Genomic DNA, 13,789 nt, shown 5'->3' on the forward strand with positions numbered 1-13,789 from the left:
TGCGCATCTCTTGTAGCTTGCAGCTTGAGACTCACAGCTGTGTATTGCGGGTCTCTTTCAGGCACAGCACAGCGATCAAGCTGATCACTGCGGCTGCCGACACATAGCCCCCCACCCAGCTCAAACCGCCCATGCTCACCAGCTTCTGGGCGAAGAACGGGGCCGCCGAGGCGCCGACAATCCCACCCAGGTTATACGCCGCCGAAGCGCCGGTGTATCGCACATGGGTTGGGAACAGCTCCGGTAGCAAAGCCCCCATCGGTGCAAAGGTCACCCCCATCAGGAACAGCTCGATGGCCAGGAACAGTGCCACGCCGGCGGTAGAGCCCGAGGTCAGCAAAGGCTCCATGGTAAAGCCCGACGCCACCGCCAGCAGGCCGCCGACGATCAGCACCGGCTTGCGCCCGTAGCGGTCGCTGAGCCAGGCCGACAGCGGCGTCGCCAGCGCCATGAATACCACTGCAAAGCACAGCAGGCCGAGGAACGTCTCCCGGCTGTACCCCAGCGTGGTCACACCGTAGCTCAGCGAGAACACGGTGGAGATATAGAACAGCGCATAGCACACCACCATGGCGGCAGCGCCCAGCAGGGTAGGGCGCCAGTGCCTGGCGAACAGGTCGACCACCGGCATTTTCACCCGCTCATGGCGGGCAACAGCCTTGGCGAACACGGGGCTTTCCTCCAGCTTCAGGCGCACATACAGGCCTACCAGCACCAGGGCGGCGCTGAGCAGGAACGGGATACGCCAGCCCCACTCACGGAACTGCTCGTCGCTCAGAGTCAGGGCCAGGGTCAGGAACAGGCCGTTGGCCGCCAGGAAGCCGATCGATGGCCCCAATTGCGGGAACATGCCGAACCAGGCGCGCTTGCCCTCCGGGGCGTTTTCAGTGGCCAGCAGCGCAGCGCCGCCCCATTCGCCGCCCAAGCCCAGGCCTTGGCCAAAGCGCAGCAGGCAAAGGATGATCGGTGCCCATACACCGATGCTGTCATAGCCCGGCAGCACGCCGATGGCCGTGGTAGACACACCCATCAGCAGCAGCGAGGCGACCAGGGTCGATTTGCGGCCGATGCGGTCGCCAAAATGGCCGAACAGTGCCGAGCCCAGCGGCCGGGCAAGAAAGGCAATGCCAAAGGTCAGGAAGGCCGCCAGCATCTGTGCGGTGCCCGAGCCGGAGGGGAAAAACACCGGCCCGATGACCAGGGCGGCAGCCGTGGCGTAAACGTAGAAGTCGTAGAACTCGATGGCGGTGCCAATGAAACTGGCAGTGGCTACCCGAGCGGGCGAGTTGACCGGCGCCGCAGGGGCTTGGGCATAGGTGCTGCTTGTCATTAAGTAGGTCCCTAACAGTCTGGTCCGGCTCCGTGGGCTTGGTCCACGACGGGCTGCGCTGCAGAGGCAGGCACGGCGGCGCGGGCGCCGGAGCGTTTTGTTGTTGTGTGCGCCCGACTGACGATAGCCCAAGGGGGATAGGGGCGGGGGCGGGCACTGTTCAGGGTGTGGAAGCAGGACCGCGGGGCGTGTCAGTGGGGCGGACTGGCCGTGAAACGCCGGGTGCGGGTAGCAGGCGTGGCGGCGGGGCTGGGTAAGCGTGGGGCGAGTATAGCTAGCGCGCCAGGGTCCACACCAGTACCTTGCTGGCACAATTGTCCTCGGTTTCGAGGATCTCCAGGCGATAGCGGCCGATCTTCAGGCAAACGGCACTTTCGGGAATGCTTTCCAGTGCTTCGGTCACCAGGCCGTTCAGGGTTTTCGGCCCCCCGTCGCAGGGCAGGTGCCAGCCCAGGCTGCGGTTGATTTCACGCAGCGAGGCAGTGCCATCGATGACGAATGTGCCATCGGGCTGCGGATGCACGTGCGGGTTTTCCAGGCTCTGTTCGTCTTCGAACTCGCCGACGATTTCTTCGAGAATGTCTTCCAGGGTGACGATACCCAGCACTTCCCCGTACTCGTCCACCACCACACCCAGGCGCCGTTGCTGCTTGTGGAAGTTCAGCAGTTGCATTTGCAGCGGTGTGCTTTCGGGCACGAAATACGGCTCGTAGCAGGCCCCGTGCAGCGCCTCCAGGGTCAACTCGGCCTTGGGCAGCAAATGGCTGATCAGCTTGGTGTTGAGGATCGCCTCAATCTGGTTGATGTCGTTGTGGTACACCGGCAGGCGGGTGTGGCGGCTGACGATCAGCTGTTCGATGATGCGCTCGATCGGCTCGTCGAGGTTGATGCCGTCCACTTCGCTGCGCGGCACCAGGATGTCGTTGACGGTGACCTTGTCCAGCGCCTGCAGGCCGTCGAGCAGGCCGTGGCGGGGCGCTTCGTGGCGCTCGTCTTCATCCGGGTCGTCATCTTCCTGCGGGTGCAGGGGCACTGCGGCCGGCTGCGTGCGGAACGGGCGCAAGATCAGTTTGGCGCAACCGTCGAGCAGGCAGGCGAACGGCTGCAGCAGCGTGAGCGGCGCTTTCAGCAGGCTTACGCCCAGGCCGGCCAGTGCTTGCGGGTTGCGCCGCGCCAGGCGCCGCGGCAGGAACTCGGCAAACACCAACAAGGCCACGGCAGCGGCCAGCCCGGCCAGCCAGAAGCCGTGTTCGCCGTCGTAGCGCTGCCCGACCAGGCACGCCAGGCCCAGGACCAGCAGTTTGCCGAGGCTGGCGCACAGCACCAGCGCCTGGGCGGGCAACGCTGGCTGGCCATCATCGCCACTGCGTAGCGCGCCAGTGAGTTGCAGGCGCGCAACGTCCACAGCAGTGAACAGCGCTGCCCAGAGCAGCGCCAATGCCAGCGTGACCAGTAGCGGTGCGTACGGCAGGGTGTCCATGGGGGGCCGTCAGATATGCAGAATGAATTCGCGAACCAGCTTGCTGCCGAAATAGGCCAGCATCAGCAGGCAGAAACCGGCCAGCGTCCAGCGAATGGCCTTGTGGCCACGCCAACCCAGGCGGGTTCGCCCCCACAGCAGCACGCTGAATACGACCCAGGCAACGCAGGCCAGCAAGGTCTTGTGCACCAGGTGCTGGGCGAACAGGTTTTCGAGGAACAGCCAGCCGGAGATCAGCGACAGCGACAGCAGGCACCAGCCGGCCCAGAGGAAGCCGAACAACAGGCTTTCCATGGTTTGCAGCGGCGGGAAGTTGCGGATCAGCCCGGACGGGTGCTTGTTCTTCAGCTGGCGGTCCTGCAGCAGCAGCAGCAGCGACTGGAACACGGCAATGGTGAACAGCCCATAGGCCAGGATCGACAACAGGATGTGCGCAAGAATGCCCGGCTCCTCGTCGATCAGTGGCACCGTGCCGGGTGGCGCGAACTGCGCCAGCAAGGCCGTTACCGCGCCCAGCGGGAACAGCAGCACCAGCAGGTTTTCCACCGGTATGCGCAGGCAGGCGAGCAGGGTCAGGGCAATCACCGCCACGGCGATCAGGCTGGCTGCGCTGAAGAAGTCCAGGCTCAGGCCCAGTGGGGTGATCAGCTGGAAGAACAGTGCGCCGGCCTGGGCCAGCACCGCAACGGCACCGAGCAGGCCAAGCAGGCGCTTGTCGGCCTTGCGGCCCTGGGCGAGGTATGAGCCCTGGTAGATGGCCGCTGCTATATAAAGGCCGGCGGCGATCAGGTTGGGGATGAGGCTGGGTGAGGAGAACATAAGTCCTGATTGGCGAGCCTTAAAGAGACGGAGTTTGGCATAGTGAGCTGCAAGCTGGAAGCTGCAAGCCTGAAGCGGGGAGCTTTAAGCGGCAAGCTTCAAGCTTCAAGCGGCAAGCTTCAAGAAAAAGCAGCCATCCCGCGCATCGGCTCTTGCTTGCAGCTTGCCGCTCGGAAGCCAAGGTGGGCGCCGCCGCCGCACTTCGCTATAATCGCCGCCTTGCTGTGCCTGGCGGGTATGCTTTTCCCTACAGGCGCCTGACAAACCTCGGCTTTTACTGGGCCTGAAAGGATCACCATGTTCGAAAACCTGACCGACCGCCTGTCACAGACGCTGCGCCACGTTACCGGCAAGGCCAAGCTGACTGAAGACAACATCAAGGACACGCTGCGCGAAGTGCGCATGGCCCTGCTCGAGGCCGACGTCGCCCTGCCGGTGGTCAAGGATTTCGTCAACAGCGTCAAGGACCGTGCGGTCGGCACCGAAGTGTCGCGCAGCCTCACCCCGGGCCAGGCGTTCGTCAAGATCGTGCAGGCCGAGCTGGAAAGCCTCATGGGCGCGGCCAACGAAGACCTGGCGCTCAATGCCGCCCCGCCTGCCGTGGTACTGATGGCCGGCTTGCAGGGCGCCGGCAAGACCACCACCGCTGGCAAGCTGGCGCGCTTCCTCAAGGAACGCAAGAAAAAGAGCGTGATGGTGGTGTCCGCCGACGTCTATCGCCCGGCGGCGATCAAGCAGCTGGAAACCCTGGCCAACGACATCGGTGTCACCTTCTTCCCGTCCGACATCAGCCAGAAGCCGGTGGCCATTGCCGAAGCGGCCATCCGCGAAGCCAAGCTCAAGTTCATCGACGTGGTTATCGTCGACACCGCCGGCCGCCTGCACATCGATGCCGACATGATGGCCGAGATCAAGGCGCTGCACGCTGCGGTCAAGCCGATCGAAACCCTGTTCGTGGTCGACGCCATGACCGGCCAGGACGCCGCCAACACCGCCAAGGCCTTTGGCGAGGCGCTGCCGCTGACCGGCGTGGTATTGACCAAGGTCGACGGTGACGCCCGTGGCGGTGCTGCGCTGTCGGTGCGTGCCATCACCGGCAAGCCGATCAAGTTCATCGGTATGGGTGAAAAAACCGAGGCCCTCGAGCCGTTCCACCCCGACCGCGTGGCCTCGCGCATCCTGGGCATGGGCGATGTGCTCAGCCTGATCGAGCAGGCCGAGCAGACCATCGACAAGGCCAAGGCCGACAAGCTCGCCAAGAAGCTGAAGAAGGGCAAGGGCTTCGACCTCGAAGACTTCCGCGACCAGCTGCAGCAAATGAAGAACATGGGCGGCCTGGGTGGCCTGATGGACAAGCTGCCGAGCATCGGCGGGGTCAACCTGTCGCAGATGGGCAACGCCCAGGGCGCGGCCGAGAAGCAATTCAAGCAGATGGAAGCGATCATCAACTCCATGACCCCGGCCGAGCGCCGCGACCCTGACCTGATCAGCGGTTCGCGCAAGCGCCGTATCGCCCTGGGTTCCGGTACCCAGGTGCAGGACATCGGCCGGCTGATCAAGCAGCACAAGCAGATGCAGAAGATGATGAAGAAGTTCTCTGCCAAGGGCGGCATGGCTAAGATGATGCGCGGCCTGGGCGGTATGCTCCCGGGCGGCGGCATGCCCAAGCTGTAACACGTATTCCGGGTGCCTGCCTTTCGTCGGGCAGGCGCCCAGAACCCCCGCCATGGCGGGGCAACGGCCGCGAATTTCGCGGCGCAACCGGCAAATCTGGACGGCGGGGCGGTGCCTTGCCGAAAAAGTCATTTGCAAATGTCCGTGTATTCCCCGAGAATATGCGGCCTTTTGGGCACCCGTGTGCCTATTTGGCATTCAGATTTGCAGTAAAAACTGCAACACCGACTATAGGAACGATGTTCACATGGTAACCATTCGTCTGGCCCGTGGCGGCTCGAAAAAGCGCCCATTCTACCACCTGACCGTGACCAACTCGCGTAACGCCCGTGACGGCCGTTTCGTTGAGCGCGTTGGCTTCTTCAACCCGATCGCATCGGGCGCCGAAGTCAAGCTGTCGGTCAACCAGGAGCGCGTCACCTACTGGCTGAGCCAGGGCGCACAGCCGTCTGAGCGCGTTGCTCAGCTGCTGAAGGACGCTGCCAAGGCTGCTGCCTGAAACGTATGAACGCGACGCCAGAAAAGGCTGACGACCTCATCGTCGTTGGCAAGATTTTTTCGGTTCACGGCGTTCGCGGCGAGGTGAAGGTGTATTCCTTTACCGATCCGATTGAAAACCTGTTGGATTATCCGCGCTGGACGCTTCGGCATGAAGGCAAGGTAAAGCAGGTCGAGCTGGTCAGCGGTCGTGGCTCCCAAAAGGGCCTGGTCGTGAAACTGAAAGGCCTCGATGATCGTGATGAAGCCCGGCTTCTGAGCGGTTACGAAATCTGCATTGCGCGGAGCCTTTTGCCCAACCTGGCTGCCGACGAGTACTACTGGTACCAGTTGGTGGGTCTGAAGGTCATCAACCAGGACGAACACCTGTTCGGCAAGGTCGATCACCTGTTGGAGACTGGCGCGAACGATGTAATGGTGGTCAAGCCCTGTGCGGGCAGCCTGGATGATCGCGAGCGGCTGTTGCCCTATACGGAGCAATGCGTGCTGGCAATCGACCTGGAAGCAGGCACGATGCGGGTTGAGTGGGACGCGGATTTCTAAACGATGGGTAACCTTCGCGTAGATGTCATCACGTTGTTCCCCGAGATGTTCTCGGCCATCACGGAGTACGGCATTACCAGCCGCGCGGTGAAACAAGGGTTGCTTCAGGTGACTTGCTGGAACCCGCGGGACTACACCACAGATCGTCACCATACGGTAGATGATCGGCCGTTTGGCGGTGGTCCGGGCATGGTGATGAAAATCAAGCCTCTGGAAGATGCACTGGTTAGCGCCAGGCAGGCAACCGGAGCTGCGGCGAAGGTGATCTACCTTTCGCCACAAGGCCGCAAGCTGACTCAGCAAGCGGTCAAAGGCCTGGCCGAACAGGAGTCGTTGATCCTGATCGCCGGTCGTTATGAGGGCATCGACGAGCGCTTTATCGAGGCTCATGTCGATGAGGAGTGGTCGATTGGTGACTATGTGCTTTCCGGTGGCGAGCTGCCGGCCATGGTACTGATCGATGCGGTTACGCGGCTGCTGCCCGGAGCTTTAGGGCATGTGGACTCGGCGGAAGAGGATTCCTTTACCGACGGTCTGCTTGATTGCCCGCACTACACCCGGCCTGAGGTGTATGCGGATCAGCGTGTTCCCGACGTGTTGCTAAGTGGCAACCATGCACACATCCGGCGTTGGAGGATGAAGCAGTCCCTTGGTAGGACCTTCGAACGACGCGCCGATCTTCTGGAAAGTCGCTCGCTTTCTGGAGAAGAGAAGAAGCTGCTCGAGGAATATCTCCGCGAGCGGGACGATAGTTAAACGTATCGATGGTGGATCGCGTATCCATCTTAGGAGCACAGCATGACCAACAAGATCATCCAGCAGCTCGAAGCCGAGCAGATGAGCAAGGAAATCCCGACCTTCGCGCCAGGCGACACCGTTGTCGTTCAGGTTAAAGTGAAGGAAGGTGAGCGTTCCCGTCTGCAGGCGTTCGAAGGCGTCGTTATCGCCAAGCGTAACCGCGGTCTGAACAGCGCCTTCACCGTGCGCAAGATCTCCAGCGGCGTTGGCGTAGAGCGTACCTTCCAGACCTACAGCCCGCAAATCGACAGCCTGGCCGTGAAACGTCGTGGTGACGTGCGTAAAGCCAAGCTGTACTACCTGCGCGACCTGTCCGGCAAAGCCGCTCGCATCAAGGAAAAACTGTCCTGAGTACAGTTTGCCCGGTGGCCGAGGCCGCCTAGCGAGAGAAAAGCAGCCTTCGGGCTGCTTTTTTGCTTTTTCAACCTTCAGAAGATCGAATTGCGATGACTACCCGAGACCAGGAAATTCAGCGCCGCACAGAACTGTCGGTTACCCGCGTGACCAAGGCGGTGTTCCCCAACACCACCAACCACCACAACACCCTGTTCGGCGGTACTGCGCTGGCCTGGATGGACGAGGTGTCGTTCATCGCTGCCACGCGCTTCTGCCGCCTGCCGCTGGTGACCGTGTCCACCGACCGCATCGACTTCAAGCACCCGATCCCGGCCGGCTCGATCGTCGAGTTGGTGGGCACGGTGATCAAGGTTGGCAACACCAGTTTGCAGGTGCAAGTGGATGTGTTCGTAGAAAACATGTACCTGGACGGCCGTGAGCGTGCGATCCATGGGGTGTTCAGCTTTGTCGCCATCGACGAGGACAAGCGCCCGGTGCCGGTTTTGCCCCAGGCCTGAGTTCTTCTGCACTGGCCCTTCCGCCGGCGCGCCCGCTTCTACAAGCCATGCAAAGCATTCAAAGCCTGTGCAGGCCCTGTGGGAGCGGGCGTGCCCGCGAAGAGGCCGGTACAGACAACCCCCAGGCTGCTGTGAAACACTAGCCCCATCTCCAACACCCAGCAGCCCTGAATGCCCGCCCTAGACCACCCCCTGATCGACCAGTTCCTCGACGCCCTGTGGCTTGAGAAAGGCCTGTCCGACAACACCCGCGTGTCCTACCGCAGTGACCTGGCCCTGTTCAACGGCTGGCTGCATGAGCGCTCCGTGGCGCTGCCCGACGCTGGCCGCGACCTGATTCTCGACCACCTGGCCTGGCGCCTGGAGCAAGGCTACAAGCCGCGCTCCACGGCACGTTTCATCTCCGGCCTGCGCGGCTTCTTCCGTTACCTGTTGCGGGAAAAGCTGGTGGCCATCGACCCGACCTTGCAGGTCGACATGCCGCAACTGGGCAAGCCTTTACCCAAGTCGCTGTCCGAAGCGGACGTCGAAGCCCTGCTGCAGGCCCCGGACCTGGGCGAGGCCATCGGCCAGCGTGACCGCGCCATGCTCGAAGTGCTGTACGCCTGTGGTCTGCGCGTCACCGAACTGGTCAGCCTGGCCCTCGATCAGGTCAACCTGCGCCAGGGCGTGCTGCGGGTCATGGGCAAAGGCAGCAAAGAGCGCCTGGTTCCCATGGGCGAAGAAGCCGTGGTATGGCTGGAGCGTTACCTGCGCGGTGGCCGTGCCGAACTGCTCAATGGCCGCCCCAGTGATGTACTGTTCCCCAGCCTTCGCGGCGAGCAGATGACCCGCCAGACCTTCTGGCACCGCATCAAGCACCATGCCCGCGTGGCCGGTATCGACAAGCCGCTGTCCCCGCATACGCTGCGCCATGCGTTTGCTACCCATTTGCTCAACCATGGCGCCGACCTGCGCGTGGTGCAGATGCTGTTGGGCCACAGCGACCTGTCGACCACGCAGATCTACACCCATGTGGCCAAGGCTCGCCTGCAACAGTTGCACGCCCAGCACCACCCGCGTGGATGAATGTTTTTCATGTTCCGCCGACCGGTCCTTGCCAGGCCCTTCACCAGCAGCGTGATGTGGTAGGCTTGGGCGGTTTGCACCAAGGGCCGCACGCTCACCGCTCTTTTTCGCCGGTGGCGCCCTCCGGTCCCTGTCCGCCTTCAGGAGTTCCCATGCGCGTGACCCAGTTTTTCGCCGCCGCCGCGTTGGCGCTGGCCAGTACCTTTGCGCTTGCCGCGGCAACCGACAGCAATGCCGGTGCCGAGCAGGCCATCCGTAAATCACTGCAAAACCTTGAGCTGGAAGTACCCGTGGAAAGCGTGGCCAGCAGCCCGCTGAACGGCCTGTACGAAGTCAAGCTGCAGGGCGGCCGGGTGCTCTACGCCAGCGCCGATGGCCAGTTCGTGATGCAGGGGTATCTGTTCCAGATCCAGAACGGCAAGCCGGTCAACCTTACCGAAAAAACCGAACGCCAAGGCGTGGCCAAGCTCATCAATGGCATTCCAGCCGCCGAGATGGTGGTTTATCCTGCCAAGGGCGAAACCAAGTCGCATATCACCGTTTTTACCGACACCACCTGCCCGTATTGCCACAAGCTGCACGCCGAAGTGCCTGAACTGAACCGCCGCGGTATCGAAGTGCGCTATGTCGCCTTCCCGCGCCAGGGCCTCGGTTCGCCGGGTGACCAGCAATTGCAGGCGGTGTGGTGCTCCAGCGACCGCCGGGCGGCGATGGACAAAATGGTCGAAGGCGAGGAAATCAAGGCGGCCAAGTGCGCCAACCCGGTCGGCAAGCAGTTCCAGCTGGGCCAGTCGATCGGTGTCAACGGCACGCCGGCCATCGTGCTGGAAAGCGGCCAGGTCATTCCGGGCTACCAGCCGGCACCACAGGTCGCCAAGCTGGCACTGGCCAAGTAATCCAATTCAGTACGCCGTCGTCATGGGGTGACGGCATGTTTCACGGTCGGCAAGGTGCCGGCCGTTCAATGGGGAGTTCACAGTGAAACCGGTCAAAGTAGGCATCTGTGGGTTGGGGACCGTCGGTGGCGGAACCTTCAATGTACTTCAGCGCAACGCCGAGGAGATTGCCCGTCGTGCCGGGCGCGGTATTGAAGTGGCACAGATCGCCATGCGCTCGCAGAACCCGAACTGCCAGATTACCGGTACCCCCATTACCGCTGATGTGTTCGACGTTGCGAGCAACCCCGAGATCGACATCGTCATCGAGCTGATCGGCGGCTACACCATCGCCCGCGACCTGGTGCTCAAGGCCATCGAGAACGGCAAGCACGTGGTCACCGCCAACAAGGCGCTGATCGCCGTGCACGGCAACGAAATCTTTGCCAAGGCCCGGGAAAAAGGCGTGATCGTCGCCTTCGAAGCGGCCGTGGCCGGCGGCATCCCGGTGATCAAGGCCATCCGTGAAGGCCTGTCGGCCAACCGCATCAACTGGCTGGCCGGCATCATCAACGGTACCGGCAACTTCATCCTCACCGAAATGCGCGAAAAGGGCCGGGCCTTCCCCGACGTGCTGGCCGAAGCGCAGGCGCTGGGCTACGCCGAAGCCGACCCTACCTTCGACGTCGAAGGCATCGATGCTGCGCACAAGCTGACCATCCTCGCCTCCATCGCGTTCGGCATTCCGCTGCAGTTCGACAAGGCCTACACCGAAGGCATCACCCAGCTGACCACCGCTGACGTGAACTACGCCGAGGCCCTCGGCTACCGCATCAAGCACCTGGGCGTGGCCCGGCGCACCGCGGAAGGCATCGAGTTGCGCGTGCACCCGACCTTGATCCCTGCCGACCGCCTGATCGCCAACGTCAACGGCGTGATGAACGCCGTGATGGTCAACGGTGACGCCGCAGGTTCGACCCTGTACTACGGTGCCGGTGCCGGCATGGAGCCAACCGCCTCGTCGGTGGTTGGCGACCTGGTCGACGTGGTCCGTGCCATGACCTCCGACCCGGAAAACCGCGTACCGCACCTGGCCTTCCAGCCCGATTCGCTGTCGGCCCACCCGATCCTGCCGATCGAAGCCTGCGAGAGCGCCTACTACCTGCGTATCCAGGCCAAGGATCACCCAGGCGTGCTGGCCCAGGTGGCCAGCATCCTTTCCGAGCGTGGTATCAACATCGAGTCGATCATGCAGAAGGAAGCCGAGGAACAGGACGGCCTGGTACCGATGATCCTGGTCACCCACGGCGTGGTCGAGCAGCGCATCAATGATGCCATCGTCGCCCTGGAAGCCCTGCAGGACGTGGTCGGCAAGGTTGTGCGCATTCGCGTCGAGCAGCTCAACTAACAAATATTGCCGATGGGCCGCCAGTGCGGCCCCGGCCCCAGCATCGAAGGTTTGCACCCATGCGCTATATCAGTACCCGCGGCCAGGCACCGGCCCTGAATTTCGAAGACGTGCTGCTGGCTGGCCTGGCCAGTGACGGCGGCCTGTATGTGCCGGAAAACCTGCCACGTTTCACCCAGGAAGAAATCGCTTCGTGGGCCGGCCTGCCGTACCACGAACTGGCCTTCCGGGTCATGCGCCCGTTCGTTGAAGGCAGCATCGCCGACGCCGACTTCAAGAAGATCCTCGAAGAAACCTACGGCGAGTTCGCCCACGCAGCGGTGGCCCCGCTGCGCCAGCTGAACAGCAACGAATGGGTACTCGAGCTGTTCCACGGCCCAACCCTGGCGTTCAAGGACTTTGCCTTGCAACTGCTCGGGCGCCTGCTCGACCACGTGCTGGCCAAGCGCAACGAGCGCGTGGTGATCATCGGCGCCACCAGTGGTGACACCGGCTCCGCGGCCATCGAAGGCTGCCGCCGTTGCGACAACGTCGACATCTTCATCCTGCACCCGCACCAGCGCGTGTCGGAAGTACAGCGCCGGCAGATGACCACCATTTTCGGTGACAACATCCACAACATCGCCATCGAAGGCAACTTCGACGATTGCCAGGAAATGGTCAAGGCCAGCTTCGGCGACCAGTCGTTCCTCAAGGGCACCCGCCTGGTGGCCGTGAACTCGATCAACTGGGCGCGCATCATGGCCCAGATCGTCTACTACTTCCATGCCGCCCTGCAGTTGGGTGGGCCGTCGCGTTCCGTGGCGTTCTCGGTGCCGACCGGCAACTTTGGCGACATTTTTGCCGGTTACCTGGCGCGCAACATGGGCCTGCCGGTCAGCCAGCTGATCGTCGCCACCAACCGCAACGACATCCTGCACCGCTTCATGAGCGGCAACCAGTACGTCAAGGAAACCCTGCACGCCACCTTGTCGCCGTCGATGGACATCATGGTGTCGTCCAACTTCGAGCGCCTGCTGTTCGACCTGCACGGCCGCAACGGTGGCGCAATTGCCGAACTGATGGCCAACTTCAAGCAGGGTGGCGGCTTCAGCGTCGAGCAGGACCGCTGGACCGAAGCCCGCAAGCTGTTCGATTCGTTGGCCGTCAGCGACGAGCAGACCTGCGAGACCATCGCCGAGGTGTTCGCTGCCACTGGCGAGGTCCTCGACCCGCACACCGCGATCGGCGTCAAGGCCGCCCGTGAGTGCCGCCGCAACCTGGACACGCCGATGGTGGTGCTGGGTACCGCGCACCCGGTCAAGTTCCCTGAAGCGGTAGAAAAGGCCGGTGTGGGCAAGGCACTCGAGCTGCCGGCGCACCTCAGCGACCTGTTCAGCCGTGAGGAGCGTTGCACGGTGCTGGCCAATGACCTGAAAGCGGTACAGGGCTTTGTCAGCCAGCATGGCAACCGCGGCAAGCCATTGTAATGGGTGTGCCTGGGGCTGCTGCGCAGCCCCGTCGCGATACAAGGCCGCTCCTGCAGGCAACCGCGTTGGCTTCAGCTGACGCGGTATAGCCAGTTCCCGCAGCTTAATCAGAATCATCCTATTCAGGCGGCATTCACCAGCGCCTAAATTAGCCGGTCCTCCCATCAGGAGCGGCTCATGCACCAGACCGTCGTGTTGATTCATCAGGCACGCCCATCGCACCAGATCCTGCTGCACCAGGCCCTCAACGCCCAAGGCGTGTTCGCTGTGCGCATCAGCGCGACCACCGCTGAACTGGATGCCCGCCTTGGCGCCGAACGCCGCCCAGACCTGCTGATTCTCGACCATGCCATGCCAACCAGGGCCGGCCGTGCCCTGCTCGCACGGCTGGCCCAGGCCCGTGCCCTGTTGTTCGTCGGCCAGCCTGCGCCGCAGCGTTTCGACCTGGCCCAAGAGGCGCGCAAGCAAGGCCTGTGGATACTCGCCGAGCTGCCCTGGCCGTTGTCGATGCCGCGCCTGCAGCGCGCCCTGCAGACGCTGCAGGCGCGGCATCGACAACGGCCATAGCAAGGCGAACTTTCCGCTGTGCCCGCGGGTCAGTTGCTCTATATCCCACCACGCAGAGAGTGAACCGGATGGAAAGAATCTGCAGCCTGCTCAACGATGCACTGAGCCCTTATCAGACCCACCTCGGCGTTGCCGACGCCAACGGTAATCGCCAGCTCACGGTTCAAGGCGGCCTCACGGGGGTGACCTTGCAGCGCACTGTCAGTGAGCGCCAGTTACAGGAACACCGCCTGTTGATCGACCTGGTGGATGGTTTGCACCGTGACCTGCAGATAGCCGAGGGGCGGCTGCAGCCTTGCGTGATCGCTGCGCTGCAACAACGCCAGCAACCGCAGGGAACCTTTGCCTAAAGGATTCATCTGACACAGTAGGGGCAGCCAGCCAGCGCTTTGCTCCGGCGCTGGCA

The 13,789-nt window shown here is 62.8% G+C and carries 15 protein-coding genes; 12 read left to right on the forward strand and 3 right to left on the reverse strand.

Annotation, left to right across the window (positions count from 1 at the left end):
* Positions 1 to 31: 31 nt before the first annotated feature.
* From K4A76_RS05155 to K4A76_RS05165, 3 genes are all read right to left on the reverse strand, one after another.
* Positions 32 to 1,330, reverse strand: a complete 1,299-nt coding sequence (locus tag K4A76_RS05155) for an MFS transporter (protein WP_029885505.1) — start codon at positions 1,328 to 1,330, stop codon at positions 32 to 34.
* 274 nt (positions 1,331 to 1,604) lie between these two features.
* Positions 1,605 to 2,810 carry a transporter associated domain-containing protein gene (locus K4A76_RS05160; RefSeq protein ID WP_274411685.1) on the reverse strand — a complete coding sequence of 402 codons (1,206 nt, stop codon included), beginning with the start codon at positions 2,808 to 2,810 and terminating at the stop codon, positions 1,605 to 1,607.
* 9 nt (positions 2,811 to 2,819) lie between these two features.
* The gene (locus K4A76_RS05165; RefSeq protein ID WP_009683440.1) at positions 2,820 to 3,629 is read right to left on the reverse strand and encodes a cytochrome C assembly family protein; all 810 of its coding nucleotides are present in this window, start codon (positions 3,627 to 3,629) and stop codon (positions 2,820 to 2,822) included.
* A 297-nt stretch (positions 3,630 to 3,926) separates the two neighbouring features.
* Between K4A76_RS05165 and ffh the strand changes: the two genes are divergently transcribed.
* From ffh to K4A76_RS05225, 12 genes are all read left to right on the forward strand, one after another.
* A complete protein-coding gene (ffh, locus tag K4A76_RS05170) occupies positions 3,927 to 5,303 on the forward strand; it encodes a signal recognition particle protein (RefSeq protein ID WP_009683441.1) in 1,377 nt (458 codons plus the stop codon).
* A gap of 247 nt (positions 5,304 to 5,550) precedes the next feature.
* Positions 5,551 to 5,802, forward strand: coding sequence for a 30S ribosomal protein S16 (gene rpsP, locus K4A76_RS05175; protein ID WP_008094480.1), 252 nt, complete (start codon positions 5,551 to 5,553; stop codon positions 5,800 to 5,802).
* 5 nt (positions 5,803 to 5,807) lie between these two features.
* A complete protein-coding gene (gene rimM, locus K4A76_RS05180; RefSeq protein ID WP_009683442.1) occupies positions 5,808 to 6,344 on the forward strand; it encodes a ribosome maturation factor RimM in 537 nt (178 codons plus the stop codon).
* Positions 6,345 to 6,347: 3 nt separating this feature from the next.
* Entirely contained in the window at positions 6,348 to 7,100 is a 753-nt protein-coding gene (gene trmD, locus K4A76_RS05185; protein ID WP_003252146.1) for a tRNA (guanosine(37)-N1)-methyltransferase TrmD, read from the forward strand.
* A 42-nt stretch (positions 7,101 to 7,142) separates the two neighbouring features.
* Entirely contained in the window at positions 7,143 to 7,493 is a 351-nt protein-coding gene (gene rplS, locus K4A76_RS05190) for a 50S ribosomal protein L19 (protein ID WP_003252148.1), read from the forward strand.
* Between the two features lie 95 nt (positions 7,494 to 7,588).
* Entirely contained in the window at positions 7,589 to 7,996 is a 408-nt protein-coding gene (locus K4A76_RS05195) for an acyl-CoA thioesterase (protein WP_009683444.1), read from the forward strand.
* 171 nt (positions 7,997 to 8,167) lie between these two features.
* Entirely contained in the window at positions 8,168 to 9,064 is an 897-nt protein-coding gene (xerD, locus tag K4A76_RS05200; RefSeq protein ID WP_029888037.1) for a site-specific tyrosine recombinase XerD, read from the forward strand.
* Positions 9,065 to 9,216: 152 nt separating this feature from the next.
* The gene (locus tag K4A76_RS05205) at positions 9,217 to 9,960 is read left to right on the forward strand and encodes a DsbC family protein (protein ID WP_029888038.1); all 744 of its coding nucleotides are present in this window, start codon (positions 9,217 to 9,219) and stop codon (positions 9,958 to 9,960) included.
* 82 nt (positions 9,961 to 10,042) lie between these two features.
* Positions 10,043 to 11,347, forward strand: a complete 1,305-nt coding sequence (locus K4A76_RS05210) for a homoserine dehydrogenase (RefSeq protein ID WP_009683447.1) — start codon at positions 10,043 to 10,045, stop codon at positions 11,345 to 11,347.
* A 59-nt stretch (positions 11,348 to 11,406) separates the two neighbouring features.
* Positions 11,407 to 12,816, forward strand: coding sequence for a threonine synthase (gene thrC / locus K4A76_RS05215; RefSeq protein WP_274411686.1), 1,410 nt, complete (start codon positions 11,407 to 11,409; stop codon positions 12,814 to 12,816).
* A 177-nt stretch (positions 12,817 to 12,993) separates the two neighbouring features.
* The gene (locus tag K4A76_RS05220; RefSeq protein ID WP_274411687.1) at positions 12,994 to 13,383 is read left to right on the forward strand and encodes a histidine kinase; all 390 of its coding nucleotides are present in this window, start codon (positions 12,994 to 12,996) and stop codon (positions 13,381 to 13,383) included.
* A gap of 68 nt (positions 13,384 to 13,451) precedes the next feature.
* Positions 13,452 to 13,733 carry a DUF3509 domain-containing protein gene (locus K4A76_RS05225; RefSeq protein WP_009683450.1) on the forward strand — a complete coding sequence of 94 codons (282 nt, stop codon included), beginning with the start codon at positions 13,452 to 13,454 and terminating at the stop codon, positions 13,731 to 13,733.
* The last annotated feature ends 56 nt before the right edge of the window (positions 13,734 to 13,789 follow it).

Origin of the sequence: Pseudomonas sp. NEEL19 (genome assembly GCF_028751975.1) — a bacterium.
In the GTDB taxonomy this organism is placed as follows: domain Bacteria; phylum Pseudomonadota; class Gammaproteobacteria; order Pseudomonadales; family Pseudomonadaceae; genus Aquipseudomonas; species Aquipseudomonas juntendi.

Excerpts from the sequence above, each read along its gene's own strand:
- K4A76_RS05155 (WP_029885505.1), bottom strand. The coding sequence starts at position 1,330 with ATGACAAGCAGCACCTATGCCCAAGCCCCTGCGGCGCCGGTCAACTCG.
- K4A76_RS05160 (WP_274411685.1), bottom strand. The coding sequence starts at position 2,810 with ATGGACACCCTGCCGTACGCACCGCTACTGGTCACGCTGGCATTGGCG.
- K4A76_RS05165 (WP_009683440.1), bottom strand. The coding sequence starts at position 3,629 with ATGTTCTCCTCACCCAGCCTCATCCCCAACCTGATCGCCGCCGGCCTT.
- ffh (WP_009683441.1), top strand. The coding sequence starts at position 3,927 with ATGTTCGAAAACCTGACCGACCGCCTGTCACAGACGCTGCGCCACGTT.
- rpsP (WP_008094480.1), top strand. The coding sequence starts at position 5,551 with ATGGTAACCATTCGTCTGGCCCGTGGCGGCTCGAAAAAGCGCCCATTC.
- rimM (WP_009683442.1), top strand. The coding sequence starts at position 5,808 with ATGAACGCGACGCCAGAAAAGGCTGACGACCTCATCGTCGTTGGCAAG.
- trmD (WP_003252146.1), top strand. The coding sequence starts at position 6,348 with ATGGGTAACCTTCGCGTAGATGTCATCACGTTGTTCCCCGAGATGTTC.
- rplS (WP_003252148.1), top strand. The coding sequence starts at position 7,143 with ATGACCAACAAGATCATCCAGCAGCTCGAAGCCGAGCAGATGAGCAAG.
- K4A76_RS05195 (WP_009683444.1), top strand. The coding sequence starts at position 7,589 with ATGACTACCCGAGACCAGGAAATTCAGCGCCGCACAGAACTGTCGGTT.
- xerD (WP_029888037.1), top strand. The coding sequence starts at position 8,168 with ATGCCCGCCCTAGACCACCCCCTGATCGACCAGTTCCTCGACGCCCTG.
- K4A76_RS05205 (WP_029888038.1), top strand. The coding sequence starts at position 9,217 with ATGCGCGTGACCCAGTTTTTCGCCGCCGCCGCGTTGGCGCTGGCCAGT.
- thrC (WP_274411686.1), top strand. The coding sequence starts at position 11,407 with ATGCGCTATATCAGTACCCGCGGCCAGGCACCGGCCCTGAATTTCGAA.
- K4A76_RS05220 (WP_274411687.1), top strand. The coding sequence starts at position 12,994 with ATGCACCAGACCGTCGTGTTGATTCATCAGGCACGCCCATCGCACCAG.
- K4A76_RS05225 (WP_009683450.1), top strand. The coding sequence starts at position 13,452 with ATGGAAAGAATCTGCAGCCTGCTCAACGATGCACTGAGCCCTTATCAG.